Origin of the sequence: Bradyrhizobium australiense, from assembly GCF_013114825.1 — a bacterium.
GTDB classification, from domain to species: Bacteria; Pseudomonadota; Alphaproteobacteria; order Rhizobiales; family Xanthobacteraceae; genus Bradyrhizobium; species Bradyrhizobium australiense.
The window spans coordinates 583,191-610,048 of sequence record NZ_JAAVLX010000001.1 but is presented as its reverse complement, the minus strand read 5'-3'; the positions used below and the strand labels follow the sequence as shown (position 1 = coordinate 610,048).

Here is a 26,858-nt window from a genome sequence, read left to right as displayed (position 1 = left end):
ATCGCGGATCTACTCGAACGCCACGGGCCCCGTGTCGCGATAGGCCCAGCAACTCTCCCGCGGCAGCGAAACCTGGGTCTCGACACCGACCTGATGCCGGGCGGCGGTGCCGAGCTCGACCACCTCCAGCCGCCGGCCGAACAGTTCGATGCCGTAGGCCGTCTGCGTGCCCTGATAGCGGCGGTCGAGAACGCGGGCGGGAAAAATGTTGGCGCCATCATGTTGGCCGATCGCGATGTTCTCCGGCCGTAGCGCAATGCGCACCTTCTCGTCCGGGCCGAGCGACTGCAGCAACGCCACCTCGCCCCGCCGCCCGTCGCCGAAATCGACCGTGCCGAATTGGCCGTTGCGCGATACCAGCGTGCCCGCAAGCTCGTTGGTCGCACCGGTGAAGTTGGCGACGAACAGATCCGCCGGACGGTTATAGATCGCATCCGGCGTATCCATCTGCAGCAGTTTGCCGTCGCGCATCACGCCGATGCGGTCGCCGAGCACGACGGCTTCGGCCTGGTCATGGGTGACATACAGCGCGGTCATCCCGGTTTGCTTGAGAATGACGCGGAGATCGTCGCGCAGCCGCAGGCGCAGCTTGGCATCGAGGTTCGACAACGGCTCGTCGAGCAGCAGCAATTGCGGCCGGTAAACTATGCTGCGCGCCAGCGCCACGCGCTGCATCTGGCCGCCTGATAATGCGACCACCGGCCGGTCGGCATATTCCGACAGGCCGACCAGTTGGAGCGCCTCGTCGACCTTGCTGCGGGCGTCGCTGCGCGACAGTTTCCGGTGCTTGAGTGGATAGACCACGTTCTGCCGCACCGTCATATGCGGCCACACCGCGTAGGACTGAAACACCATGCCGAGGTCGCGCAACCTCGGCGGCACCAAAATGCCACGCTCGGGCGACGAGACGACCTTCCCGGCAATGCTGATTTCACCCGATGTCGGGTGCTCCAGCCCCGCGACGCAGCGTAGCGTCGTGGTCTTGCCGCAGCCGGAGGGGCCGAGCAGAACCACGATCTCGCCGGCTGGCACGCCAAAACTGACGCCATCGATCGCCGGCCGGCCGATCGCAAACTGCTTGCGCAGGTCGGTGACTTCGAGGGTCGCCGTCATCGGTTCAACAGGTTGCCTGATATGACGATCATTGCCCGTAGCCATAGGCCTTGTTCCACTCGGCCACCCAAGCCGCGTGCAACTTCACGTACTCGTCGAACTTCGGAAACCAGACCTTGACCATTTTGGGATCAAAGCCTTCCGGATATGCCGGCGGCACCTTCAGTGACGTGAGATTGCCGAGCTCCTTGATCATGAAGGTCTGGCCCTCCTTCGAGAGGCACCAGTTGAGAAACAGTTTGGCAGCATTCGGGTGCGCGGCGGTTTTCGGAATGCCCGTTGCATAAGGATTGACCGGCGCGCCTTCCGGCGGAAAGAAGATCTGAATAGGCGCGCCGTCCTTCTGCTTCGGATAGATCGCGTTGTAGAGCAACGGCCCCATCGCGATTTCGCCGCGCACCAGCGAATCTGACATCGGCGCACCCGATGGATAGAGCACCGGATGAGTCGCAGCCTGCTTGGCCCAATAATCCTCGCCGAGCACCTGGCGCTCGAACATCACCCGGGTCCACGTGGTGCCGCCCGACGGAGCGATCACCTGCCCGGTCAATTTGTTGTATTCGGGCTTGGTGAGGTCCATCCAGGTCTTCGGCGGGTTCTTTACCAGCTCAGTATTGTAGGCAATCGCCCACACCAGTGTGACACGCGGCCAGAGCTGCGGTGCGATCTGCGCCTCAGGATTATAGTCGGCGGCATTCGGCGGCGCGTAATCCTGGAACATGTCCGCCAAAGGCTGCATCAGCGCGCGGTCGGAATGATCGACCACGTCGGCGATCAGTTTTCCAGCCGCCGCCTCGGTCTTGACGCGGGTGATGAGCTGGCCGCCTGGCGCGCGTACCATCTCGACCTTGATCTCGGGGAAGCGCTTGTTGAACGCCTTGATGACCTGCTGCTCGACTTCGGCGAAGTTCGCGGTGTAGTACACCAGCTTCCCCTCGGCCTTCGCCGCCGCAATCAGTTCGGGCGAACCGAACTCCTGCGCCTGCGCCGGTGCGCCGCAAGCAAGCGCGAGACCGGCGATGGCGGCAGCGGCAGCAATGTTGGTGAAGATCCTTCCAGTCATAGCCAATCCTCCCCTTCCTCTTGTTATCCGGTTCGGGCGACACTGCCCTGCGCCGCACCGCGCGACAGCCAATTGGCGCCGCCGATGAGAACGCCGAGCAGAACGGTCTGCACCAGGCTGAATGCCGCAGTTTTTCCGAGGTTTCCGCCTTCGTAATAGTCGAGCAGCAGCACCGACATCACCATGGTGTTGCTGGTATAGAGAAACAGCGACGAGCCGAGTTCACGGATCGCGAGCACAAACAATAGCGTCATCGAGGCGATCACGCCCGGCCGCGCCAGCGGCAGCACAATCGTCCTGATGGTGCCGAGCACGCCCTTGCCGCAGACCCAGGCGGCTTCCTCGAGCTCGCGATGAATCTGCAGGAATGAGGTCGACAACGCCTTGACCGTATCCGGCATGAAGCGCGCGATGAACGCCAGCGCCAGAATCCAGATCGTGCCGTAGAGCCCAGCGGGAATGCCGATCCAGGCCCAGAGATAGGCGACGCCGACCACGAGGCCTGGGATCGCGACCGGCAGGGTCGAGATCACGTCGATCCAGCGGCGGCCCACCACCTGGGTGCGGTGAATGGTGTAGCCGATCGCAAACGCCAGCGCACCGCCGACCATCGCGGTGATCAGCCCGACTTCGACGGCGTTGTAGATCGAGCGCATGGTCAGCGGATTGTCGAAGATACTTTGAAAATGCATCAGAGAATATTGCCTGGCATCGAACAGGCTCGAGACATCGCGGATGAACATGAACTTGCGGAACGCGGCGACGATCAGCGCGAACAACGGCAGCACCACGACGACCAGGAGGTAAACGATGCCGAGACCGAAGGTGAACCAGCGCCAGCGCCCCAGATCGAGGCTGCGCGGACGGAACGCCTTGCCGGCGACGGTCGTATAGCTGCGGCCGCTTAGCACCGTGTGCTGCAGGAACACGAGCAGGCCGGTGACGACCATCAGGATGATCGCCACCGCAGCGGCGGTGTTGTAGAGCGGAGGTGACCAGTTGGTGAGCTTGAAAATATAGGTGGTTAGCACGGCAAGGTTGGCCGGCGCGCCCAACACCGCCGGAATGCCGTAGATGCCGAGCATCACGATGAACGACAGCAGCATGCCCGAGACGATCGCCGGCATGATCAATGGAAACGTCACCGAGAACAGCGTGGCGAACGCACTGGCGCCCGAAATCTCGGCGGCCTCCTCCAGGCTCGGATCCATGTTGCGCAGCGCCGAAGAGGTGAACATGTAGACATACGGCGCGTAGTAGATGCCGAACACGAACACCAATCCCCACATCGAATAGAAATCGACGCGCCAATCCAGCCCCACCCATTTGAACATGGTGTTGATCAGGCCGGTCTTCGGCGAGCCGAGGATCGCCCATGCAACACCCGCGACCAGCGGCGGCGCGAACAATGGCAGGATGCTGGCGGCCGCGATAAAGCCTTTGAACGGCGTATTGGTGCGGACGACGATCCAGGAAAACAGCAATCCGACCGCGACTGCGATCAGCGTGCCGCCGCCACAGGCAATCAGCGTGTTCGCGAGCGCCTCGGCGACATTCGGGTTCGCCAGCACGGTGAGGAAGTTGGTCACCGAGAGATGACGGAGGCTGATGCCGTCGACCACCGGATTGGTGTCGGTAAGCGCACCGAGCAGCAGCATCAGGATCGGGTAGATAACGAGAAAGCCGAGGATCGCCAGCAGGAGGGAAACCCACAGGCCGGACCCTACGCGCCCACGCCTGCCCTCACTTGCGCTACGCATGGCTTCGCTGCGCCGGCCCGCCAGTCCGTTCAAAGCGTTTCCTCTCGCCGGCGACCGTCTTCTTATGACATTGCGGTCGCTGTGCGCCTCAAGCCTAGTCGATCGCTTGGCGGCCGTGAAGGTATCCGAAAGTCGGCGCGCGGATTTGGCGCGAAAGGGCTTTTTGCGATGCCGGCCGTCGCTTCGCATACGCATCATGCAGCGGCGTGCCTGTGGCACGCGCCGCGTCCGTAGTACACGCCGCAGAGGGCGCGACCGCCCCTGGCGTGGAGAGCCCAAGAGAATGTCACTGGATACGACCGCGAAGCCGCCCGCCACGCCCATCGACGGCTTGCCGCCGGAACTCAGGCGCTGGGCGGTCGCGGCGATCTTTACCGCGCTAGCGATGGCTTCGCTGGATACGGCAATCGCTAACATCGCACTGCCCGCCATCGCGGCCGACCTCCATGTCAGTCCGGCCGACGTGGTCTGGGTCGTCAATATCTACCAGATCGCGCTGGTCGCGACGCTGCTGCCGCTCGGCGCGCTCGGCGAGATCGTCGGTCATGAACGCATCTATATCGGCGGTCTCGTGCTGTTCACCCTGGCCTCGCTCGGCTGCGCCTTGGCATGGTCGCTGCCCAGCCTGACGGCAGCGCGGGCGCTGCAGGGGTTGGGCGCCAGCGGCATCATGAGCGTGAACGCGGCGCTGGTCCGTTTCGTCTATCCGACGCACATGCTCGGCCGCGGCTTCGGCCATAACGCGCTGGTCGTCGGTACGGCATTCACGTTCGGTCCGACGATTGCCTCCGCGATCCTTGCAATCGGAACATGGCCATGGCTGTTCGCGATCAATATCCCCTTCGGCGTGATCGCAATCTGGATCGGCCTCAAGACCTTGCCGAAAACGCCGCGCGCAAAGCACGCGTTCGATTTTGCGAGCGCGGCCCTGACCGCAAGTTGCCTCGGGCTCTTCATCATCGGCATCGGCAGCGCGGCGCATCAGGCCCCGCCTGTCCTGGTCGGAGTGGAGCTTGGCGCGGCATTGCTGCTCGGCTGGATCATGACCCGACGAGATGCAGACCATCCCGCGCCGATGTTGCCGATCGACCTGTTCCGACGGCCGATGTTTGCGCTGTCGACAGCCACGTCGGTTTGTTCATTCGCCGTGCAGGGACTGGCCTTCGTCTCGTTGCCCTTCTACTTCGAAGACGTGCTGCACCGGTCTCAGGTGGAGACCGGTTTTTTCATGACGCCCTGGCCGCTGGTCGTGGCAATCATGGCGCCGATTGGGGGCCGGCTGTCGGACCGCTATCCCGTCGGCATCCTCGGCGGCCTTGGCCTGGTATTGCTTGGCATCGGCATGGCACTGCTGGCGACGCTGCCACCAGACCCCAGCACCGCCAACATCGTCTGGCGCACCGTGATTTGCGGGATCGGCTTCGGTTTCTTTCAAACGCCCAATTTGCGGGCGCTGATGTCGAGCGCACCACCGCACCGCAGTGGCAGCGCAAGCGGCATCGTCGCAACCGCACGCCTGACCGGGCAAACGCTCGGCGCTGCTCTTGCAGCCCTGTGTTTTGCCCTTGCCGGCCATGATGGCGCGACGCTTGCATTGGCACTCGGTGCCGGTTTGCTGCGCTCGGCAGCGTGATGAGTTTCCTGCGTTTGGCCGTGGGTGCTCCGCGTAGCACATGAGGTCATCGCCCGGCGATCGAGCGAGCGCGATGGGTTTGGAGGGCGAGTTGCGAATTCTCACTGTGCTGGCCGGCGTATGTCTTTTGCTGTTTCCGGCAGCCCTTCAGGCCCAGATCGTCTGGGACATGCCAACGGAATATCCGCAAAACGCGATGCCGGGAATTGGCCTGACGACCTTCACCAAACACGTCGCCGAGTCCAGCGCAGGCAAGCTCGACATCAGGCCGAGCTTCGACGCCAAGGCCGGCATCAAATCGGCCGGCATGCTCGCCGCGATTGCGGATGGCCGGGTGCAGGCCGGCGATGCCTTTGCCGGCGCGCTCGAGGCCGAAGACCCGATCTTTGCGCTGCCTTCGCTGCCGTTTCTGGTGACGTCGACCGCCGACGCCAAACGCCTTGCCGATATCGCGCGGCCGCATCTTGCGGCGGCACTGCAGAAGAAAGGCCTGCGGCTGCTTTATCTGACGCCATGGCCGCCTTCAGGCATTTGGTCGAAGACGCCGCTGACGTCGCCGCCCGACCTGGCCATTCTTTCCATCCGGACCTATGACAAAACCTCAACCGAGGTATTCCTAAGCGTTGGTGCCAAGGCCGCAGCGATCAGTTTCGCCGACACCATGCCGAAACTAGTCGATGGCAGCATCAATGCGGTGTTGTCGTCAGGAGATGGCGGCGCCGGCCGCAAGCTTTGGGAGTATCTGCCCTATTTCAGCGAGATCAGCTATTCGCTGCCGCTTTCGATCGCGAGCGTCAATCAGGCGGCCTATGACGGTTTGAATCCGGACACGAGAGCCGCGGTCGATGCCGCCAGCCGTCAAACCGAGAGCGAATTGTGGCTCGCGCTGTCGACGCGGCTGGAACAGAACTATCACCGCATGCGCCAGAACGGCGTCACAATTGATTCAAATCCCGCGCCGTTGATCGTTGAAGCGCTGCGAACGGGAGCAGCGGCGGCGCAGCGTGCCTGGTGCACCCGGTCGGGGTCCGTCTGCGCGGAGATTCTCGACACCTTCAAGACCAGCAAACCATAGCGGTCCGGACCACGGCGCCGGCAATTTCGAGATTGCAGCGCCATATAACCCCGGCCAATCAACTTTCATCCCCGTGCGCAAGCGCATTTTCTTGATTTGAACTGTTCCAAGTTGCAGGCCATCTTCCCGCGCGCAGCTCACTCGGTGGATTGAGCTAATAGGGGATACGCGATGGCAAACCTCACAATAAACGGCAAAACAATCAATGTGGACGTCGAAGACGACACGCCGCTGCTTTGGGCAATCCGGGAGAATGTCGGGCTGACCGGCACCAAATATGGGTGCGGCATTGCACAATGCGGCGCCTGCACCGTTCATGTCGACGGGGTCGCAATGCGCTCCTGCGGCGTTACGGTCAGCGAAGCGGCCGGCAAGCAGATCACCACGATCGAAGGTCTCGCCTCAAATGGCGCGCTACACAAGGTGCAGCAGGCCTGGGTTGCCAACGATGTGCCACAATGCGGCTATTGCCAGAGCGGCATGATCATGGCGGTCGCAGCGCTTCTCAAGGAGAAGCCGAAGCCGACCGACCAGGACATCGACGAGGCCATCACCAATATCTGCCGCTGCGGGACCTTCCAGCAGGTCCGCGAGGCGATCCACGCCGCTGCAAGCGCGTGAGGGGGGACGCCATGAACCAGCACGTGATGCCCAAACTCAACCGCCGCGCCTTCGTGATCGGCACCGCGGCCGCCGGCGCCGGCCTGTCGCTCGGCCTTGACCTTCCCTTTGGTGGGCCGACCGTGGTTCGCGCCGCTGATGGTTCGCCCGAGGTCAATGCCTGGGTGGTGATCCGCCCCGACGACACCGTCGTGATCCGCATCGCCCGCTCCGAGATGGGCCAGGGCACCCTCACCGGCCTCGCCCAGCTCGTCGCCGAAGAACTCGAATGCGACTGGTCGAAGGTCGTCACCGAATATCCGACGCCGGGTCAAAGTGTCGCACGCAAGCGCGCCTGGGGCGATTTCTCGACCGGCGGCAGCCGGGGGATCCGCTCCAGCCAGGACTATGTCCGCAAGGGCGGCGCCACCGCGCGCATGATGCTGGTGCAGGCCGCCGCGAACGAATGGAAGGTGCCGGCTTCCGAATGCACCGCTTCCAACAGCGTCATCACCCATACGCCATCGGGCAAGACCACGACCTACGGTAAAGTGGTGGAAGCCGCCGCAAAACTCGAACCGCCGGCCGATGTGAAACTGAAGGATCCCAAAGACTGGAAGATTGCCGGCAAGGGATTGAAGCGGCTCGACACCGTCGACAAGACCACCGGCGCCATGATTTACGGCGCAGACGTCAAGCTGCCGGGTATGCTCAACGCCGCGATCAAGGATTGCCCAGTGTTCGGCGGCAAGCTGAAAAGCTACGACGAAGCCAAGATCACCGGCATGAAGGGCGTGAAAAACGTGGTGAAGGTTGGCGATAGCGCGGTCGCGGTCGTTGCCGACACCTGGTGGCACGCCAAGACCGCGCTGGAGGCGCTGCCGATCGAGTGGGACGAAGGCGAGAACGCAAAGGTCTCGAGCGAATCGATCGCCAAATGGCTGGCCGAGGGCCTCGACAATGCCCAGCCCGCCTATATCGGCAACCAGAACGGCGACGCCAAAGCGGCGATTGCCTCGGCCGCCAAGAAGGTCGAGGCGGTCTACAACTATCCCTACCAGAACCACGTCACGATGGAGCCGCTGAATGCTACGGCGCTCTACACCGCGGACAAATGCGAGGTCTGGTGCGGCACGCAGAACGGCGAAGCGGCCTTTGCCGCTACGCTGGAAGCGTCGGGATTGCCGGCCGAAAAATGCGAGGTCCACAAGCTGATGCTGGGCGGCGGCTTCGGCCGCCGCGGCATGACTGATTATGTCCGGCAGGCGGTTCTCATCGCCAAGCAGATGCCGGGCACGCCGGTCAAGCTGTTGTGGTCGCGCGAAGAGGACATGGCGCACGGCAAGTATCATCCGGTCACGCAGTGCAAGCTGACCGGCGCGTTCGATGCCGATAATAATCTGACAGCGCTGCATGTGCGCTTGTCAGGCCAGTCGATCCTGTTCTCGGTGCGTCCGGCGGCGCTGGAAAACGGCAAGGATCCGGCGGCGTTCCAGGGCCTCAATGCCACGGGTGAAGCGGCGATCGGCTATTCCGTGCCGAACCTTTTGGTCGAGCACTCCATGCGCAATCCGCACGTTCCGCCGGGCTTCTGGCGCGGCGTCAACGTCAATCACAACGCGATCTATCTGGAATGCTTCATGGATGAGCTTGCGAATGCGGTCGGCCAGGATCCGCTGGAATTCCGCCGCAAGCTGATGAGCAAGCATCCGAAACATCTCGCCGTGCTCAATGCCGTGGCCGACAAGATCGGTTGGGGCAAGCCCGCGCCGCAAGGCATTCATCGCGGGATTGCGCAGGTGATGGGCTATGGCAGCTATGTCGCGGGTGCTGCGGAAATCTCCGTCACCGACGGCAGCAAGATCAAGGTGCATCGCATCGTCGCCTCGACCGACCCTGGCTACGTCGTCAACCCGGCGCAGGTCGAACGGCAGATCGCGGGGTCCTTTGTCTATGGCCTGTCCGCCCTGTTCTACGGCGGCTGCACGGTGAAGGACGGCAAGATCGAGCAGACCAACTTCGACACCTACGATTCCATGCGGATCGCCGCGATGCCGAAGGTGGAATGCGTCATGGTGCCGAGCGGCGGCTTCTGGGGCGGCGTCGGCGAGCCGACCATCGGCGTTGCCGCGCCCGCGGTGCTCAACGCCTACTACGCGGCGACAGGAAAGCGTATCCGTTCGGTCCCGCTGAAGGACCAGAACATCACGTTTGCCTGAGAGTAATGGGCGGCGGCCCGATCCGGCCGCCGCTCTCCTTTTCCGGATGTTGCCATGGTCGCCACGCGCCGGATGACGCGCAGAGATGTCGCTCGCGGCATCGCCGCATCCGCGGCTGCGGCATTGCCATGCCCGTCCTTTGCGCAAGGGACGGCGCGCGTCGCGGTCATCGGCGGCGGGTTCGGCGGCGCAAGCTGCGCCCGCGCGCTGCGGCAGCTTGATGCAAAGCTTCAGGTAAGCCTGATCGAGCCGAATCAAACGTTTACGGCATGTCCGTTCAGCAACGAGGTGATCGTGGGCATGCGGGAGATGCCCGCGCAGCAATTCACCTATCATAAGATCGCTGCCGCAGGCGTCACCGTCATCCCGCAAGCCGCTGCGGAAATCGATCCGCAAGCGCGCACAATTGTCTTGGCCGACGGCAATTCGCTTGCCTACGACGGCCTCGTGCTTTCCCCCGGCATCGACCTGCGCTTCGACGCCCTGCCAGGCTATGACGAAGCCGCATCGATCAAAATGCCGCACGCCTGGAAGGCCGGCGAGCAAACCATGCTGCTGCGCAAGCAGATTGAAGGCATGGAGGATGGCGGAACGGTGGTGATCGCCGTCCCCGCGGCTCCCTTGCGCTGTCCGCCCGCGCCCTACGAGCGCGCCTGCCTGATCGCGCATTATCTGAAAACCAGAAAGCCGCGCTCGAAGGTGCTGATCCTCGACGCAAAGGACGGCTTTTCGCAGCAAAAACTGTTCGAGGCCGCTTGGAAGGAGCTCTATCCCGGCATGATCGAGCGGATTTCGCTATCACAGGGCGGAAGAGTGACATCGGTCGACCCCGCGACCAGCACCATCATCACCGATTTCGGCAACTATACAGCGCAGGTCGCCAGCGTTATCCCGCCGCAGAAGGCCGGTCGCATTGCCGAGATTGCAGGCGCTGCCGACAATACCGGCTGGTGCCCGATCGATCCCGTCAGCTTTGCCTCGAAGCTCGTGCCCAATATTCACGTCATTGGAGACGCTTGCATCGCCGGGCAAATTCCGAAGGCCGCGTCGGCCGCGAGCGCGCAAGGCAAGGCATGCGCCGCCGCGATTGTCGCCATGATGTCGGGCAGAACGCCCCAGACGCCCCGGCTGAGCGGCGCCTGCTACAACACCGTCGCGCCGGGTTACGCGTTCTCGCTATCGGGCGTGTATCAGCCCAAAGAGGGACAATTCGCCGAGGTCGAAGGCGCGACAAGCCGAGTTGATGCGCCGCGCGAAGTGCGCCAGCGTGAGGCGGACGGCGCAGAAAAATGGTTCAAGGCGATTACCGAGGAAACGTTTGGCTAGATCGACGATCCATATTGGGATGTGGCTTGCTGCGGCCCTTCTCACCCCGCCCGCCCCGGCCGGCGCGCAGGCGCTGCAGCCCTATGCCGTGGTCGGCGACGCCATTCCCGAGCCGCTCACGAATGCGCGAGGCGACATTTCGCGCGGCCGCGCGCTCGTCGTCGAACGTTCCAGTACTTGCATCCTCTGCCACAGCGGCCCATTTCCCGAACAGAAATTCCAGGGCGATCTGGCGCCTGATCTTTCCGGTTCCGGCAACCGCTGGTCCGAGGGTCAGCTTCGGCTTCGGCTGGTGGACGCGTCCCGCCTCAATGCGGCGACCATCATGCCGTCCTACTACCGCGTGGACGGCCTCACTCGCGTCGGGGCGCTGTGGCGCGGCAAGCCGATCCTGTCGGCCGAACAGATCGAGGATATCGTGGCGTATCTCGTAACGCTGCGCGAATAGGAAGGCACGATGCAGCAATCACCCAATTCGTCACGCCGCCAGTTTCTCGGCCTCGCCGGTGGCGCAGCCGTGCTCGGCGTCGTTCCCATTGTCACCGTTCGTCCCGCCGAGGCGACGCCCGCGATGCTTGCTGCTGCCATCCGCAATGTCGCCGGCGGCGCCGCTGTCAAAACCGGCAAGGTCAAACTCGACATCCCGCCGCTGGTCGAGAACGGCAACACCGTGCCGCTGACGGTGAGCGTCGCGCACCCGATGGCGCCGGAAGATCACGTCGTGAGCATCCACCTCTTTAACGAAAAGAACCCGCAGCCCAACATCGGCAATTTCCATCTCGGCCCGCATAACGGCCGCGCTCAAGTCTCGACCCGCATCCGCCTCGCCGACAGCCAGAAGGTGGTCGCGATTGCAAAACTCTCCGACGGGTCGTTCTGGTCGGCCAGCGTCGATGTCGTGGTAACGCTCGCCGCCTGCACCGAGGAGGTGATCTGATGGCATCCGCCCTGATCAACGTTCCAGCAAAAGCGAAGCGCGGTGATATCATCGAGATCAAGACGCTGATGTCGCACATCATGGAAACCGGCTATCGCCATACAGCTTCAGGCGAAGTCGTGCCGCGCGACATCATCACGAGCTTTACTTGCCGCTTTAACGGAAACGAGATATTCCGCGCCGATTTGTTTCCCGCTGTCGCGGCCAACCCGTTCTTCTCCTTCTTCACGACCGCGACCGAAAGCGGCAAGTTCGAATTCGAATGGATCGGCGACAAGGGTTTTTCCGAAACCGCTTCCGCCTCGATCTCGGTCGAATGAGATTTTTGGGCGCGATAGCCGCCGCACTGCTGGTGGCAGGCGCCGTCGGCGCTGCCGAGATCCCGCAAGCCGACCGCCGCTCCGGTTACAGCTTCATGAAGCCGGACACCAAGACGATGCAGGACGACGACACCGCCAATCCCGGCATGCTCTGGGTGCTCGACGGCGAAACACTGTGGAACCGCAAGGTGGGCTCCGCGGGCAAGGCCTGCGCCGATTGCCACGGCAATGCACGCAACAGCATGAAGGGCGTGGCTATCAGCTACCCCGCCTTCGACAAGGCAACCGGCCGTCCCATCGATCTGGAGCAGCGCATCAATTCGTGCCGCACCAACCACCAGCAGGCGACGCCGCTTCCCTTCGAGAGCCGCGAGCTGCTGGCGCTGACAGCCCTTGTCGCGCGGCAGTCGCAGGGCGCATCGATCGAAACCGGCGCCGACCCGCAGCTCGCCCCCTTCATCGCCAAAGGACGCGAGCTCTACATGCAGCGGCAGGGCCAGTTCAATCTCGCCTGCGCCAATTGCCATGACGACAATTGGGACAAGCGGCTCGCCGGCGCCGCGATCACGCAAGGACACCCGACCGGTTACCCGCTCTACCGGCTGGAATGGCAATCGCTGGGCTCGCTGCAGCGACGCCTGCGCGCCTGCATCACCGGCATCCGCGCGCAGGCCTATGATTACGGCGCGCCGGAACTGGTTGAGCTGGAATTGTACCTGATGTCGCGGGCGCGCGGGATGCCGCTGGAAGCGCCGGGGGTGAGGCCTTAATTTCAACCCTCATGGTGAGGAGCGCGGAACGGGCGTCTCGAACCATGAGGCCCCACTCGGGCCTCGCCCTTCGAGACGCTTGCTGCGCAAGCTCCTCAGGGTGAGGGGATAAACTATTGCTGGCGCTTTGAATTACCGCTCCGCGAACGCCTTTTCGACCACGAACTGCGCCGGCTCGCCGTGATTACCTTCGACAAAACCCCTGCCGTTGAGCAGCGTGCGCGTGTCCGTCACCAGTGCCGGGCTGCCGCAGATCATGACGCGGTCATGCGACGGATCGAGCGTGGCCAGCCCGATGTCGCCGAACAGTTTTCCTGAAGTGATCAAGTCGGTGATGCGGCCGCGGTTGCGGAAGGGATCGCGCGTCACGGTGGGATAATAGATCAACTGGTTGCGGACATATTCGCCGATCAGTTCGTCGCTCGGCAGTTTTTCGGTGATCATCTCGCCATAGGCGAGCTCGGCGACGCGGCGGCAGCCGTGCAGCAGCACCACCTTCTCGAACCGCTCATAGGTCTCGGGATCCTTGATCACCGAAAGGAACGGCGCCAGCCCGGTGCCGGTGCCGATCAGGTAGAGGTTGCGGCCATCCTCGAGGTTGTCGATCACCAGCGTACCGGTAGCCTTGCGGCTGACGATGATCTCGTCGCCCTGCTTCAAATGCTGGAGCCGCGAGGTCAACGGGCCGTCCGGCACCTTGATCGAGAAGAATTCGAGCCGGTCCTCGTAATTGGCGCTGGCGACCGAGTAGGCGCGGAGCAGCGGCTTCTCGCCGACCTTCAAGCCGATCATCGTGAATTCGCCGTTGCGGAAACGGAACGAGGGATCGCGCGTGGTGGTGAAGCTGAACAGCGTGTCGGTCCAGTGATGGACGCTCAGCACGCTCTCCTGGTTGAAATTGCTCATCGCGCCGTTCCCTGACCTGCAAGCCGATTGACCGGCTAAATCATTCGTATACGATCATTCGTATACAAACAAATAATCCAACTTGATCCGATCGTCAAGCCGGGCAGAATGTCCGGTGAAGGCATTGAACCAAAAGGAAAAACCATGGCCCACGACGCACCCCAGGCGACCGGTCCGAGCAAGCTGGTGATCTGCAATATCGGGCTCGTGCTGTCGGGGGCGTTGGAAAAGCCGATCCTGGATGCCGATACGATCGTCGCCGAAAACGGCCAGATCACTGCCATCGGCCGCCTCAAGGACGTCAACACCGAAGGCGCCACCACGACAGTCGATGCCAATGGCACCACCGTCGCGCCGGGCCTGATCGACAGCCATGTCCATCCCGTCGCCGGCGACTGGACGCCGCGGCAGAACCAGATCAACTGGATCGACAGCTATCTCCATGGCGGCGTCACCACCATGATCTCGGCCGGCGAGGTCCACATGCCCGGCCGTCCGCGCGACGTCGTCGGGTTGAAGGCGATGGCGATCTTTGCGCAGCGCGCGTTCTGGACGCTGCGCCCGGGCGGGGTGAAGGTTCACGCCGGCGCGCCGGTCATCGAATGCGAGATGGTCGAGGACGATTTCAAGGAAATGGCCGCAGCCGGCGTCAAGCTGCTCGGCGAAGTGGGCCTGGGCGGCGTCAAGGACGGCCCGACCGCGCGGAAAATGGTCGGCTGGGCGCGCAAATACGGCATCCAGAGCACGATCCACACCGGCGGCCCTTCGATCCCCGGCTCCGGCCTAATCGACAAGGACGTGGTGCTGGAAGCCGATACCGACGTCGTCGGCCATATCAATGGCGGCCACACTGCGCTGCCCGACGATCAGATTCGTTGCATCTGCGAAGGCTGCAAGCGCGGGCTAGAGCTCGTTCACAACGGCAATGAGCGCTCGGCGCTGTTCACGCTGCGCACCGCGCGCGAGATGGGCGACCTGCACCGCGTCATCCTCGGCACCGACGCGCCGGCCGGCTCCGGCGTGCAGCCGCTCGGTATTTTGCGGATGGTCTCGATGCTGTCTTCGCTCGGCGAGCTGCCGGCCGAACTCGCCTTCTGCCTTGCGACCGGCAACACCGCGCGCATGCGCGAACTCGATTGCGGAATCATCGAGGTCGGCCGCTCCGCCGACTTCGTCATCATGGACAGGGCGCAGCATTCGCCCGGCAAGAACATCCTGGAGAGCGTCCAGCTCGGCGACCTCCCCGGCATCGGCATGACCATCATCGACGGCATCGTTCGCACCCAGCGCAGCCGCAACACGCCGCCGGCTGGCAAGGTACCGGAGATCGTCAGCGGGCATTGATGCCGGCGGCCCCGCGGTTGCGCCGGGCGCGCCTGAAAAAATCACGTTAAGCCTCGAAAGCGGTGAACGAATTGCCGGTCAGAATTGTCGGCCAAGGCGGCCGCATGCGGCGGAGTTCGGGCCATGGCAAGCCGGAAATTCGCTACCGCACCAGATGGCCGGGACGGGATTGATCAACTGGCTGCCGCGCGAGAATTCAACTCACCCGCCTTCGCGTTTTGGCATCGTCGTGGTTATCGCCACCCTCTTCGCACAATCGCGAGAATCGGAACGCACCGGTATCTCGATCTGAGTTCATACCCTGAGGATTTGGTCTAGATACGTACCGGCGGTCAGCCTCATTTTTGTGAGCCCACTCACACTCGGTCCTGCCAGCCAGGGTGGAACCCGCGCACGGCTGCTTGCGGCGAACAGCCAGCATGGTACGCTGTGGGTGCTAGAAAGATTGCTTTCCTCACACTGTATTCGCAGTTGGGAGCCAATCCGAGCCATGGCCCAAATTCGGGACATCAAGTCGGGCCGAACTGGTGAGCCATCGCGCGAGCCAATGCCACGCCGCCTTGCGGCCATCGTGGCAGGCGATATCTCCGGTTACAGCCGCCTGATGCAGATCGACGAAGAAGGGACGCACAGTCGCGTCAAGCGGATCGAGCGCGACCTAATCGACCCCAGCATCAGAGAACACCACGGCAGGCTTGTCAAAACCACAGGCGACGGCTTCATCGCCATTTTCGACAGTCCCGTCGAGGCCGTGCGAGCCAGCATCGTGATCCAGCAAAATCTGGTTGGCCGCAATGCATCACTGCCCAAGCATCATTGGATCGAATACCGGATTGGCGTCAATCTTGGCGACGTCATCATCGAAACCGACGACGTCTATGGCGACGGCGTCAATATTGCGACACGGCTTGAAGGCATAGCTCACGCAGGCGAAGTCTATATCTCCGGCGGCATCTACGAACAGATAAAGCATAAGCTGGTTTGCGGATACGAGTCGCTCGGTGATCGAAAGGTCAAGAACATCACCGATCCGGTCCGGGTCTACCGCGTGCTTCCCGACCCCTCCGCCCTTCACGAAGTCCGGAACCGGCGCGAACGCATCCTGATCCTCTTGCTCTTCCTTGCGATAGCGACCATTGCGGGCGGCTCTCTCTGGTACATGCTCGCACAACCTCGCAAGGCGACAGATCAGGCATCGGCTCCCGTGTCATCTCCAGCGGAAGCGCCGAAGGCGCGTGCACCTGCCGCTAAACAACCGGTGCCGCCTCAACCCGCTCCTTCCGCGGCACCAACTCAACAACAGGCGGCGCCTCGACCTGAGTCGTCGCCAGCAGCGAAACAGGCGGCGCCGTTACCGCCGGCATCTCCCGCCGCACCCGAGCCTCAGCCGTCGACGCAAGCGGCCGCACCGGTTCGAGAACCCGAGATGGTCTCACTTCGGGGCGGTAGCTTCGCGATGGGCAGCAACGAAGACGCTTCGGAAAAGCCGGTCCGTCAGGTAATGGTCAAGCCATTCGCGATGGGGAAATTTCCCGTCACCGTGCAGGAATGGAACGCATGCGCCGCCGCAAAGGCATGCGGATTCGCGGCGGCCGGAAAGGACGATGCGCCTGTTACAAACGTAAGCTGGAGCGATGCCAAGCAATATGTCGCGTGGCTCGCCGAAATCACCCGAAAGCCATATCGCTTGCCGAGCGAAGCCGAATGGGAATATGCGGCGCGCGGCGGCACGCAGACCCGATACTGGTGGGGCGACCAGTTTCAGCCCGGCATGGTCAATTGCAAGAACTGCAGCGACATTTCAGCCAACGAGCAGCCGGTCAAGGTCGGCAGCCTCAAGCCAAATCCTTTTGGGCTGTTTGATATGGGGGGCAGCGTCGATCAGTGGGTCGAAGATTGCTGGCACCGAAATTATCAAGGTGCGCCGGCGGACGGGTCAGCATGGGTCGAGAATGCATGCGCCTCGCACGTCATCCGTTCCGGCTCCTGGCGGAAGGACTCAGACTATGCCCGGCCATCAAACCGCGGCAGCTATGACACCAACGTGCGATATCCCACCCACGGTTTTCGCGTCGCGCTATCCCTCAAGTAGCGTTAAGAGGACGGTCATGAAGTTCGTGCAGTGGATCGCTCTCTCAGCAGCGCTCACTTCCCTGCCGTTCGCCGCGTACTCTCAAGGCAAACCCGCACACAAGGATGCCCTTCTCTATTTCGTGTGGCCGCAGAACGGCGCTGTCATCAAAGGCGGATTTTGGTGCCGGTTTGGTCTGCGCAACATGGGCGTGACGCACGCCGGCGACAACTATCCGAATAGTGGCCATCACCATCTTCTAATCGATGTAAAGGAGCCGCTCAATCCGAACGAAGAGATTCCGCAAGACAAGTCACATCTTCATTTTGGGGCGGGTCAGACCGAAGCCCGGATCGAACTTCCACCCGGCAAGCACACGCTTCAACTTGTGCTGGGCGACGCCGGCCACTATCCGTTCAAACCTCCGGTAGTCTCCGAAAAAATTACGGTGACGATCAAGTAGTGGCCCTGGGCCTCGAATTACCGATCCTGCGTGATCGGCTGATTGGTGGTCCAGTCGAAAGTGCCCTGGTCGCGCTCGTCCACCGCCCGCTTCCAGCCCATCTCTTCCGACCGGCGCTTGAAGTTCAGCCCCTCGGGCGAGTGCCGGGTGATGCCGTCGAACAAAGTGGCGATCATCTGCGTCCCCATCAGGCCCATATTGTAGAGCGCCTGGTTCACCATCAGCTTCTGCATCATGAGCTGGTTCTGCGGCACGGTCGCAATCCGATGCGCAAGTGCGTCGACCTCCTCATCCAGCCTGTCGGCCGGAACGGCTTTCAGCACGAGGCCGAGCGCGGCTGCCTCGACGCCGGTGATCTTGTCGCCGGTGAACAGCATGCGCTTGGCCTTTTCGGCACCGAGCCGGTAGACCCACATCGCCGTCGTCGGGCAGCCCCAGACCCGCACAGGCGGTAGCCGATGCGCGCATCCTCTGCCATCACGATCATGTCGGAGCAGAGCGCGATGTCGGAGCCGCCGGCAACGGCAAAGCCCTGCACCTTGCAAATCACCGGCCGTTTCGAGCGGAACAGGCTCATGAACTTATTGGTGTTATCGGACATCGCCGCGTAGTCCTGCATAGGATCCCACGGCATTTGCTGGGTGTAGCGGTTGGCCTTGTCGCCGGAGGCGTAGGCGGTCAGGTCGTATCCGGCGCAGAAGGCGCGGCCGGCGCCGGCGAGCACGATGACATGCGCGCCCGCATCGCTGTCAGCGCGGGCCACTGCGTCGGCGAGCGCGCACGGCAATTCGTCGTCGATCGCATTCATGACTTCGGGCCGGTTCAGCGTGATGCGTGCGATACGGCCGTCGCGCTCGTAGAGGACTTTGGCCATGTGCGGCTCCCTTAAGAAGGTCAGATCTTCGCGAAATCACCGTGGCGGCCCTTGCCGCTGGCAAAGCGCGCCGCGCCGCTGACGCCTTCCTTGAAAATGGCTTCGACGCCGTTGGCCCATTCCTGCCGCAGGGCATCGCGGACCGGCAACCCGTAGGTCTCGACCACCGAGCGCCGATCAACCCGCACAGCCGCCTGCGGGAAACGCGCGATCTCCCGCGCCATCGCTTCGGCCGCGGCGCGTGCGCCACCGGCCTCGACCACCTGCTCGCACATGCCGATGCGCAGCGCTTCGTCGGCCGGCACCTTGCGCCCGGTCAGAATGATTTCCATCGCCCTGCCCTGGCCGACCAGCCGCGCCAGACGCACGCTGCCGCCGTCGAGCAGCGGAATGCCCCAGCGCCGACAATAGACGCCGAAATAGGCGCTATCGGCCATCACGCGGATATCGCACCACAGCGCAAGCTCCATGCCGCCGGCCACCGCCGGTCCTTCCACTGCGGCAATCACCGGCTTCGACAGTTCCAGCCGCGTCGGTCCGAGCGGCCCGCGCGGCGCAGGGTTTGCGCCGGTTGGAAACGCCAGCCCATCGACGACGTGACGTTGAAACGCATCGCGATCAGAGAGCGTGCTGGCGAATTTGAGGTCCCAGCCGGCGCAGAACGCGCCGCCCTCGCCCCACAGCACCGCGACGCTTGCAGAATCGTCGGCATCAAATTCCCTGAAGGCCGCCGCCAACGCCTCGGCGCTGTCGGGATCCATCGCGTTGCGCGCCTCGGCAAATCGGCTGTGAATGACGGTCCACACCGCGCCCTGCTTCTCGATCCGGACCATTTCGCTTACTCCCTTACTATTTTGTTCTACGTGCAGCTCTAACAGTCGCACCCTTCGCGCGCGGAAGGCATTGCGCCAGCATCATGCGAAGCAGCGTCTGCGCATTGGTGTAGAGAAAATCGAGCCGGCCCGCGATCTGCAGCACGAGCGCCCCGATCATCTGGCTGGTCAGCAGCGCCACCCACGGCCGAACTTCGGCTGGCTTAAGCCCGCGCACTTCGGTCAGCGGCAACGCGATGCGTTCCAGCACCTTCCAGAGCGCCTGCTTGAGTTCTTCATCCGACGGCTTGCCGACGCCCAGCCGCTTGAGTCCGCGAAAGGCATAGAGGCCCAGATTTATCTCGAAGCGGTGATCGAGGTAGTAATTCAGGAACGCCGCGCAGGCCGCCTCGACCTGCGCTTCCGGAGTCCGCACGGCGGACACCGCCTCGGCGACGAAAGCATCGAGCGCCGCCAGCGACTGTTTCAGCAGTTCGGCATAGATCGCCTCCTTGCTGTCGAACAGCGGATAGATCGCGCCTGTCGTGCAGCCGGCGCGAACCGCAATGCCGCGCATGGTGGCGCCCTCCAGCCCCTGTTCGGCGAATTCATCGCGGGCGGCGCGCAGCAGAAGCTCGCGCTTCGCCTCCTTGACCACGTCGGACCAGTCCTTGGCAGAGATTGCGGGCTTATTCATGATAACAATGTTATCAATTAATGTGACACGAAGTCAATGGTAACATGGGTTTATCTGTATACCAAAAATAGTGATCATGGCGCAAAAGCGCTGGCAGATGATAACGAGCCCGGAAATCGCCGCGCAAACTTCTGGGCGACGATCACCGGCGTCGCGCTGCAGATGGTCGCGAGCGGAACGAGCGAGATCGGCAGCAGCGTCGATGCGCTGGCGCTGGTCGAACCCAACCTCGTCGACCGAAGGCCGGCCCGAACATCCCGGCCGGAAAAATCCAGAGTGAGTGTGATGCGTGAGTCCGCTGCTAGAATCCTTCCCACCATGAAGTGACGAACCAGCCTTCGCCGCTGCGTTCAATCAATCTCTCTTGCCGCTGTGCGCCGCGACCGCCGTCGGCATCGTCGCGTTCGCGAGTGCCTAAGCACCGATGATCCGGCATCGAGGATGCGTGAGCTCCTCGCCGCACAGGCAGAGCGCAAGGCACGGGTCTGATCCAGCTGCGGCTTCGCGGGTTTGGCGCAACTGCAGGCATTGGCGCCGGATTTAGCACTATCGTTGTTTTCGCCTGCCGCATTGCGGTGTATGGTTGATCGCGCAAACCCTGGCCGGCGGCACTCGCGAGAGGAACTCAACGAGCCGGGTGATTTCTTGCTGCTGCATGCCGCTGAGCCGTGTTGCTGACCATCAGGCAAACAGGGAGGCAGTACGATGAATATTCGGCCCGACCCCACGTTTCACGCTTCGCCAAAGCTTGCCATGGAAGCTCCGCCGGAGAGCTTCGCCTATACCGTGCTGCTCAGCCCGGATGCTTCAAAGCCGGACGCACTTGCGGTGATCGACGTCAAGCCGGGCTCCTCGACCTACAGCCAGGTCGTTCACACCGTGACGATGCCCAACAAGGGCGACGAGTTTCACCATTTCGGCTGGAACGCCTGCTCGTCGGCGCTATCGCCGCTGACCGGACATGCCTTCCTGGAGCGCCGCTACCTGATCATCCCCGGCATGCGGTCCTCCCGCATCTACATCGTCGATACCAAGCCGGATCCCACCGAGGCGACGATCCACAAGATCATCGAACCTGAGGAAATTTTCAGGAAGACCGGATATTCGCGGCCCCACACCGTTCATTGCGGCCCGGAAGGCGTTTACGTCAGCACGCTCGGCGGCGGCGGCAAGAACGGCACCGACGGACCGCCCGGTGTCTTCATCATGGATTGCGAAACATTCGAGGTGCTCGGACGGTGGGAGCTCGATCGCGGTCCGCAAACGCTGCATTATGACTTCTGGTGGAACCTGCCGCGCGATTACATGGTGACGAGCGAGTGGGGGTTGCCGCCGCAATTCGAGAACGGAATCCTGCCGGAGGATCTGCTCTCGAACAAGTACGGTCACCATATTCACTTCTGGGATCTGCGGGCCCGGCGAAACGTGCAGACGATCGATCTCGGGGCCAATCACCAGATGGGGCTGGAAGTGCGTCCCGCGCATGATCCGGTTCGCGAGTACGGCTTTCTGGGCACCGTCGTCGACACCACCAACCTCGAAGGTTCGATCTGGACCTGGTGGCGCGAGGGCGGCAAGTTTCACGTCGAGAAGACGGCGACGATCCCACCGGAGGCGGCACCGAAGGAGCAATTGCCGCCTCTGCTGCAGGGCTTTGGCGCCGTGCCGCCGCTGGTGACTGACATCGACCTCTCGATGGACGACAAATTCCTCTACGTCGCCTGCTGGGGCACCGGCGAGATGCGTCAATACAATGTCAGCGAACCGCGAAGGCCGAAGCTTGCCGGTTCGGTACGCATCGGCGGCATCGCACGCCGCTCGCCGCACCCGAACGGCAAGGCCTTTGGAGGTGGCCCGCAGATGGTCGAGATCAGCCGCGACGGCAAGCGGGTCTACTGGACCAACTCGCTCTATTCGACATGGGATGATCAGTTCTATCCCGATGGTGTTCCGGGCGCCATGGTAATGGCCAATACCAAGCCGGACGGCGGCCTCGAGCTGGCAGCAGACTACTGGGTCAATTTCCCCGACGGTTACCGCGCGCATCAGATCCGGCTCGATGGCGGCGACTGTTCGACGGATTCGTTCTGCTATCCGTCGGTTTGAAGTTGAGCGCAGCCGATTGGACACCTGCCTGGCTCTGGCTGGCTGTCATTGCGAGTGGCCTCTACCACGGCGTCAACCCGGGAATGGGCTGGCCGCTCGCCGTTTCGGCTGGATTGATGGAGCGGAGTCCGCGGGCGCTAGTGGCCGCGCTCTGGCCGCTCACGGGTGGCCATCTGCTCGCGATGCTCCTGGTGATCCTGCCCTTCGCGCTATTGGTTGCCGTGGTCGAATGGCAACGCACGATACAAATCGGTGCCAGCCTCCTTGTCATCGGCTTCGGTCTGTTCCGGTTGGCCAACCGGCGCCATCCAAGGGCGCTCGCGCGGATATCGCCGGCGCAATTGGGGCTGTGGTCGTTTGCTGTGGCGCTCGCGCATGGCGCGGCGCTGATGCTGGTGCCGATCTACCTCGGGCTCTGCCGCCAAGCCGAGCTCGACAGCGGCCACGCAGCCGCGGCCACGCTCATCAACACCAATCTCGGCATGGCCGTGCTGGTCGCCATCGTCCACGCTGCCGCGATGGTCGTTGCCGGCGGATGTTGCGCATGGCTCGCCTATCGCTATCTCGGCCTGAAATTCATATCCCAGAGCTGGTTCAATCTGGATACGACCTGGGCCGTCAGCCTCATTCTAGTGGGCGTGATTGCGCTTGCGCTTAACTTGAGCTGACACGAACTGCGCCTTAACGCAGCTTATCGAGTAATGCGATCAACGTCTCGCGCTCCTTTGCATCGAGCGGGGCCAGCGTCTCGCGACTGATCGCGAGCGCGTTCGGCGCGGCCTTCTCGGCCAGTTGCTGGCCGGCGCGCGTCAGGCTGACTAGCAGGCGGCGGCCGTCTTCGGGGTCCGGGCTGGTCTCGGTCAGGCCGCGCGCGGTGAGGCGATCGATCACGCCCTTGATGGTCGCGACATCCATCGCCGTCAGCCGTCCGAGCAGATTCTGCGAGCACGGTCCGGTCTCGGTCAGCTTGGCGAGAGCCGCCCATTGCGTCGGCGTCAGGTTGATGCCGATCTCGCGGGCGAAGATGGTGGCATGGCGCTGCCAGACCTGACGCAGGATGAAGCCGATCTGTTCGTCGAGAATGTAGGACGGCCGCGGCGGCTTGACGCTTCGTTTCGGCGAAACACTCCTTCCCATCTGCGTTCCCCGCCCTTCCCTTCGCCGATCACAGCGACAGATGCGCGTCCCGGATATCCGGCCGCGCGTCGAGTTCGGCCATCGTGCCGCCGAAGCAAATCCTGCCGCGCTCGATGATGTAGGCGCGGTCCGAAATCAGCCGCGCGAAATGCAGGTTCTGCTCCGAGACCACGATGCTGACGCCTTCGTTCTTCATGGCCAGGATGGCGTCGACCATCTGCTCGACGATTTTTGGCGACAGCCCTTCCGATGGCTCGTCGAGCAACACCAGCGACGGATTGCCCATCAGGGTGCGCGCAATCGTCAGCATCTGCTGCTCGCCGCCGCTCATCCGCCCGCCCGGCCGGTTGCGCATCTCGCCGAGATTAGGAAATAGCGTGAACAGTTTTTCGCGCGTCCAATGCGGTGCATTCGGCCGTTTTGGCTGGCGGCCGACCTCGAGATTTTCCTCAACCGTCAGGTCCGTGAAGATGCGCCGCTCTTCCGGCACATAGCCGAGCCCGCCACGCACGATCGCATGCGTCGGCTCGCGTGAGACGTCCCTGCTCTCGAAGACGATCCGTCCCGAACGGTTCTCGACCAGGCCGACGATGGAGCGGAACGTGGTCGACTTGCCGGCGCCGTTGCGGCCGAGCAAAGCCACCACTTCGCCCTCACCGACTTCGAGCGCAATATCGAACAGGATATGCGCCGGGCCGTAAAAGCTGTTGAGATCGGCGACCTGCAGCTTCATGCGCCGGCTCCCTCGCGGTGACGCGCATCATAGAGCAATCCTTCGCCGAGATAGATCGCGCGCACCTGCGGATTGCCACGGACTTCCTCGGGCGAGCCTTCGGCGATCAGGCTACCGCGGTTCAGCACCAGGATGCGGTCGGCATGTTCGAACACCACGTCCATGTCGTGCTCGGTGAAAAGCACGCCGATCGATTGTTCGCGGGCAATCCGCGCGGTGAGCCGCATCAGTTCGATCCGCTCGCGCGGCGCCATGCCCGCGGTCGGCTCATCCATCAGCAACAGCCTGGGTTGGTTGGCGAGCGCGATCGCAAGCTCCAGCCGCTTGAGATCGCCGTAGGCAAGCTCGCCGCAGGGGCGCTCGGCATAGCCGACCATGCCGACCAGATCGAGCAAGCGGCCTGCCTCGTCGCGCGCGTAAGCCGCCGTCGAGCCCCAGAGATTGAACAATTGCCTGCCATACGACACCAGCGCCACCTGCACGTTCTCGCGCACGGTCATCGTCGGAAATGTCGCCGTGATCTGGAAGGTGCGTCCGACGCCGAGCCGCCAGATGGCGCGCGGCTTTCGGCCAATCGTATCCTCGCCCAGCAGATTGATCCGTCCGGTGTCCGGCACGTTCTGGCCGTTGAGCATGTCGAAGCAGGTGCTTTTGCCCGCGCCATTCGGCCCGATCAGCGCCAGGATTTCACCGGCCTTGAGCTCGAACGAAACGCTGCGCACGGCATGGACGCCGCCATAGGACTTGCTCAGATTCTGGACCGACAGCAATGTGGGAACCATGCTCATTCGGCGGCCTCGATCCGAGAGGTGACGAGCGCAGATTTTTTGGCTTTGGAGGATCGCCGACGATTCCTGATCGTCTCCAGCGTGCCGACGATGCCCTTGGGGAACGCCACCACCATCAGCACGATAAAGCCGCCCAGCACCAGCTTGGAGAGATCGGTCTGGCTGACCAGCCAGATGTTCGCCGCCTTGAACACGATGGCACCGATCACCGCGCCGGAAACCGTCTCCACGCCGCCGAGCAGCACCATGACCAATGCATCCACAGACAGCGAGATGCCGACGCTGTCCGGGAATACGCTTCCCTTCAGATAGGCGAACAACGCGCCGCCGATGCCCGCCACCGTGCCTGATATGACGAAGGCCGTCCATTGCACGCGCTTGCCATTGATGCCGATCGCCTCGCTACGCAGCGGCGAATCCCGCGTCGCGCGCAGCGCAAAGCCGAACGGCGAGAACACGATCACGCGGAGCAGAGCAACCACCAGCGCCGTGATGCCGAGCGACAACCAATAGAAATTGGCGGGGCTCGCCGCCCATTTCTCCGGCCACACACCCAAAATGCCGTTGTCGCCGCCGGTCACCGTGACCCACTGGAACGCGATCGACCAGACGATCTGTGCAAAGGCCAGCGTCAGCATCGCGAAATAGACGCCGGACAATTGCACCGCGAAGAAGCCGAATACCGCCGCACCCAGCAGGCCCAGCACCGGGCCTAACAGGAGCGAAACCATCATCGGCAATCCCGCCGCCTTGGCGAGGAATGCGACGCCATACGCGCCGAGCCCGAAATAGGCGGCGTGGCCGAACGAGGCGAGCCCGCCGACCGACATCAGGAAATGCAGGCTGGCGGCGAAGACGACGAAGATCGCAATCTCCGAGCCCACGGTAAGTGCGTAATTTCCGGCGAACAGCGGCAGCGTCGCCGCAAGGGCCAGTGCGCTGATCGACATCATGCGCTCGCCTGAAGTGAGCGGTCGCCATGGATTGACCGTCAGGCCCGGCGTGCGACGCGCGGCAGCTTCCGGCTTGCCGAACAGGCCCCACGGCCGCACGATCAGCACCACCGCCATCACCAGAAACACCAGGATGATGGAGATCTTCGGGAAAATGAGAATGCCGAAGGCGTTGAGTTCGGACACCAGCACGGCAGCGACGAAGGCGCCGATGATGCTGCCGAGCCCGCCGATCACCACGACCACGAACACTTCGACGATGATGCGAAGATCCAGCGCGTGATGCACCGCGTCACGCGGGATCTGCAGCGCGCCACCGAGCGCCGCGAGAAAGACGCCGAGCGCGAACACACTGGTGAACAGCCATTTCTGATTGACGCCGAGCGCCGCCACCATATCGCGATCCTGCGTCGCCGCGCGCACCAAGACGCCCCAGCGCGTGCGCTGGAACAGAAGCCAGAGCACGCCGAGCACGACCGGGCTGAGCGCGATCAGGAACAGATCGTAGCTCGGAATATTCTGGCCGAAAAAATCGACCGCGCCTCTGAAGCCGGGTGCGCGACGACCGAGCAGATCGTCCGGGCCCCAGATCATCACGACGATGTCCTGAACCATCAAGGTGAGGCCGAACGTCGCCAGCAACTGGAATAGCTCCGGCGCGTGATAGATCCGCCGCAACAGCACCATCTCGACCAGCACGCCGATGACGGCGACAATCAGTGCCGCGACGACGATGCCGCCCCAGAAGCCGAGCGCCCCGGAGAGCCGCTCGGTCAACGTGAATGCGACATAGGCGCCGAGCATGTAGAACGCGCCATGGGCAAAGTTCACGATCCGGGTCACGCCGAAGATGATCGACAGCCCCGACGCGACCAGGAACAGCGACGCCGCGCTAGCGAGACCGGTCAGGAACTGAACGAAGTAGAAGGCCATTGGCGGTCCGGGTTCGCAGAAACATTGGGGCCTTCATCCTTCGAGACGGCGCTTCGGGCCTCCTCAGGAATGACGGTCGTCGGTCTTACCTCTCCCTGCCTGCGGGGAGAGGTTCGGATCGCCCTTGCGATCCTGGTGAGGGGTGCAGGTCCACTTGCTGCCACAACTCGTGGAGAGAGCCCCTCACCCCTCTCTCTCTCCCCGCGAAGAGCGGGGAGAGAGAGG

At 63.1% G+C, this 26,858-nt stretch carries 26 protein-coding genes and 1 pseudogene; 15 read left to right on the top strand and 12 right to left on the bottom strand.

Features of this window, described 5'->3' with window-relative positions:
• Positions 1 to 9: 9 nt before the first annotated feature.
• The 3 genes from HCN58_RS02765 to HCN58_RS02755 are packed head-to-tail and all read right to left on the bottom strand — an operon-like array spanning position 10 to position 3,936.
• A complete protein-coding gene (locus HCN58_RS02765) occupies positions 10 to 1,158 on the bottom strand; it encodes an ABC transporter ATP-binding protein (protein WP_235983309.1) in 1,149 nt (382 codons plus the stop codon).
• A complete protein-coding gene (locus HCN58_RS02760; RefSeq protein WP_171577818.1) occupies positions 1,142 to 2,176 on the bottom strand; it encodes an ABC transporter substrate-binding protein in 1,035 nt (344 codons plus the stop codon). The genes HCN58_RS02765 and HCN58_RS02760 overlap by 17 nt, the downstream gene beginning before the upstream one ends.
• 23 nt (positions 2,177 to 2,199) lie before the next feature.
• Positions 2,200 to 3,936, bottom strand: a complete 1,737-nt coding sequence (locus HCN58_RS02755; protein ID WP_171577817.1) for an ABC transporter permease — start codon at positions 3,934 to 3,936, stop codon at positions 2,200 to 2,202.
• Between the two features lie 283 nt (positions 3,937 to 4,219).
• Between HCN58_RS02755 and HCN58_RS02750 the strand changes: the two are divergent.
• From HCN58_RS02750 to soxA, 9 genes and pseudogenes are all read left to right on the top strand, one after another.
• Positions 4,220 to 5,613, top strand: a pseudogene (locus HCN58_RS02750) (MFS transporter).
• 47 nt (positions 5,614 to 5,660) lie between these two features.
• On the top strand, positions 5,661 to 6,644 hold the full coding sequence (locus HCN58_RS02745; protein ID WP_171577816.1) for a TRAP transporter substrate-binding protein: 984 nt from the start codon (positions 5,661 to 5,663) through the stop codon (positions 6,642 to 6,644).
• A gap of 171 nt (positions 6,645 to 6,815) precedes the next feature.
• A complete protein-coding gene (locus HCN58_RS02740; protein ID WP_171577815.1) occupies positions 6,816 to 7,265 on the top strand; it encodes a (2Fe-2S)-binding protein in 450 nt (149 codons plus the stop codon).
• Between the two features lie 11 nt (positions 7,266 to 7,276).
• The gene (locus HCN58_RS02735) at positions 7,277 to 9,463 is read left to right on the top strand and encodes a xanthine dehydrogenase family protein molybdopterin-binding subunit (RefSeq protein WP_171577814.1); all 2,187 of its coding nucleotides are present in this window, start codon (positions 7,277 to 7,279) and stop codon (positions 9,461 to 9,463) included.
• Between the two features lie 54 nt (positions 9,464 to 9,517).
• Positions 9,518 to 10,789, top strand: coding sequence for an NAD(P)/FAD-dependent oxidoreductase (locus tag HCN58_RS02730; protein ID WP_171577813.1), 1,272 nt, complete (start codon positions 9,518 to 9,520; stop codon positions 10,787 to 10,789).
• Positions 10,790 to 10,808: 19 nt separating this feature from the next.
• Positions 10,809 to 11,237 (top strand): sulfur oxidation c-type cytochrome SoxX, encoded by a 429-nt coding sequence (gene soxX / locus HCN58_RS02725; protein ID WP_235983346.1) that lies wholly within the window; start codon positions 10,809 to 10,811, stop codon positions 11,235 to 11,237.
• A gap of 9 nt (positions 11,238 to 11,246) precedes the next feature.
• Positions 11,247 to 11,726 carry a SoxY-related AACIE arm protein gene (locus tag HCN58_RS02720; RefSeq protein WP_171577811.1) on the top strand — a complete coding sequence of 160 codons (480 nt, stop codon included), beginning with the start codon at positions 11,247 to 11,249 and terminating at the stop codon, positions 11,724 to 11,726.
• Positions 11,726 to 12,046, top strand: a complete 321-nt coding sequence (gene soxZ / locus HCN58_RS02715) for a thiosulfate oxidation carrier complex protein SoxZ (protein ID WP_171577810.1) — start codon at positions 11,726 to 11,728, stop codon at positions 12,044 to 12,046. The genes HCN58_RS02720 and soxZ overlap by 1 nt, the downstream gene beginning before the upstream one ends.
• On the top strand, positions 12,043 to 12,816 hold the full coding sequence (soxA, locus tag HCN58_RS02710) for a sulfur oxidation c-type cytochrome SoxA (protein WP_171577809.1): 774 nt from the start codon (positions 12,043 to 12,045) through the stop codon (positions 12,814 to 12,816). The genes soxZ and soxA overlap by 4 nt, the downstream gene beginning before the upstream one ends.
• A 132-nt stretch (positions 12,817 to 12,948) precedes the next feature.
• On the opposite strand, the gene HCN58_RS02705 is transcribed toward soxA, so the two are convergent.
• A complete protein-coding gene (locus HCN58_RS02705) occupies positions 12,949 to 13,722 on the bottom strand; it encodes a ferredoxin--NADP reductase (protein ID WP_171577808.1) in 774 nt (257 codons plus the stop codon).
• Between the two features lie 144 nt (positions 13,723 to 13,866).
• Between HCN58_RS02705 and HCN58_RS02700 the strand changes: the two genes are divergently transcribed.
• From HCN58_RS02700 to HCN58_RS02690, 3 genes are all read left to right on the top strand, one after another.
• Positions 13,867 to 15,066: an amidohydrolase family protein gene (locus tag HCN58_RS02700; RefSeq protein ID WP_171577807.1), complete on the top strand. Its 1,200-nt coding sequence runs from the start codon at positions 13,867 to 13,869 to the stop codon at positions 15,064 to 15,066.
• Positions 15,067 to 15,556: 490 nt separating this feature from the next.
• The gene (locus HCN58_RS02695) at positions 15,557 to 17,158 is read left to right on the top strand and encodes an SUMF1/EgtB/PvdO family nonheme iron enzyme (protein WP_171577806.1); all 1,602 of its coding nucleotides are present in this window, start codon (positions 15,557 to 15,559) and stop codon (positions 17,156 to 17,158) included.
• 16 nt (positions 17,159 to 17,174) lie between these two features.
• A complete protein-coding gene (locus tag HCN58_RS02690) occupies positions 17,175 to 17,600 on the top strand; it encodes a DUF4399 domain-containing protein (RefSeq protein ID WP_171577805.1) in 426 nt (141 codons plus the stop codon).
• 17 nt (positions 17,601 to 17,617) lie between these two features.
• Here the strand turns inward: HCN58_RS02690 and HCN58_RS36700 are convergent, their stop codons facing one another.
• The 4 genes from HCN58_RS36700 to HCN58_RS02675 are packed head-to-tail and all read right to left on the bottom strand — an operon-like array spanning position 17,618 to position 19,983.
• Positions 17,618 to 17,977: a Clp protease/crotonase-like domain-containing protein gene (locus tag HCN58_RS36700; RefSeq protein ID WP_283814522.1), complete on the bottom strand. Its 360-nt coding sequence runs from the start codon at positions 17,975 to 17,977 to the stop codon at positions 17,618 to 17,620.
• Positions 17,917 to 18,474 carry an enoyl-CoA hydratase-related protein gene (locus tag HCN58_RS36695; RefSeq protein WP_283814521.1) on the bottom strand — a complete coding sequence of 186 codons (558 nt, stop codon included), beginning with the start codon at positions 18,472 to 18,474 and terminating at the stop codon, positions 17,917 to 17,919. Before HCN58_RS36695 ends, HCN58_RS36700 begins: the two co-directional genes overlap by 61 nt.
• 20 nt (positions 18,475 to 18,494) lie before the next feature.
• Positions 18,495 to 19,307 carry a crotonase/enoyl-CoA hydratase family protein gene (locus tag HCN58_RS02680; RefSeq protein ID WP_171577804.1) on the bottom strand — a complete coding sequence of 271 codons (813 nt, stop codon included), beginning with the start codon at positions 19,305 to 19,307 and terminating at the stop codon, positions 18,495 to 18,497.
• 16 nt (positions 19,308 to 19,323) lie between these two features.
• The gene (locus tag HCN58_RS02675; protein WP_171577803.1) at positions 19,324 to 19,983 is read right to left on the bottom strand and encodes a TetR/AcrR family transcriptional regulator; all 660 of its coding nucleotides are present in this window, start codon (positions 19,981 to 19,983) and stop codon (positions 19,324 to 19,326) included.
• 36 nt (positions 19,984 to 20,019) lie between these two features.
• Here HCN58_RS02675 and HCN58_RS02670 point away from each other — a divergent pair, with 36 nt between their 5' ends.
• The 3 genes from HCN58_RS02670 to HCN58_RS02660 all read left to right on the top strand — a co-directional run bounded on the left by HCN58_RS02670 (position 20,020) and on the right by HCN58_RS02660 (position 22,757).
• Entirely contained in the window at positions 20,020 to 20,310 is a 291-nt protein-coding gene (locus HCN58_RS02670; protein WP_171577802.1) for a hypothetical protein, read from the top strand.
• Positions 20,311 to 20,688: 378 nt separating this feature from the next.
• Entirely contained in the window at positions 20,689 to 22,089 is a 1,401-nt protein-coding gene (locus tag HCN58_RS02665) for a selenium-binding protein SBP56-related protein (protein WP_171577801.1), read from the top strand.
• A gap of 2 nt (positions 22,090 to 22,091) precedes the next feature.
• Positions 22,092 to 22,757: a hypothetical protein gene (locus HCN58_RS02660; RefSeq protein ID WP_171577800.1), complete on the top strand. Its 666-nt coding sequence runs from the start codon at positions 22,092 to 22,094 to the stop codon at positions 22,755 to 22,757.
• 13 nt (positions 22,758 to 22,770) lie between these two features.
• Here HCN58_RS02660 and HCN58_RS02655 read toward each other — a convergent pair whose 3' ends face one another.
• From HCN58_RS02655 to HCN58_RS02640, 4 genes are read right to left on the bottom strand one after another with little or no spacing between them, the layout of a single operon-like run.
• Entirely contained in the window at positions 22,771 to 23,226 is a 456-nt protein-coding gene (locus HCN58_RS02655; RefSeq protein ID WP_171577799.1) for a MarR family winged helix-turn-helix transcriptional regulator, read from the bottom strand.
• A 28-nt stretch (positions 23,227 to 23,254) separates the two neighbouring features.
• The gene (locus tag HCN58_RS02650) at positions 23,255 to 23,959 is read right to left on the bottom strand and encodes an ABC transporter ATP-binding protein (protein WP_171577798.1); all 705 of its coding nucleotides are present in this window, start codon (positions 23,957 to 23,959) and stop codon (positions 23,255 to 23,257) included.
• Entirely contained in the window at positions 23,956 to 24,747 is a 792-nt protein-coding gene (locus tag HCN58_RS02645; RefSeq protein WP_171577797.1) for an ABC transporter ATP-binding protein, read from the bottom strand. The genes HCN58_RS02650 and HCN58_RS02645 overlap by 4 nt, the downstream gene beginning before the upstream one ends.
• Positions 24,744 to 26,633, bottom strand: a complete 1,890-nt coding sequence (locus HCN58_RS02640) for an ABC transporter permease (RefSeq protein WP_171577796.1) — start codon at positions 26,631 to 26,633, stop codon at positions 24,744 to 24,746. Before HCN58_RS02640 ends, HCN58_RS02645 begins: the two co-directional genes overlap by 4 nt.
• Positions 26,634 to 26,858 lie beyond the last annotated feature (225 nt).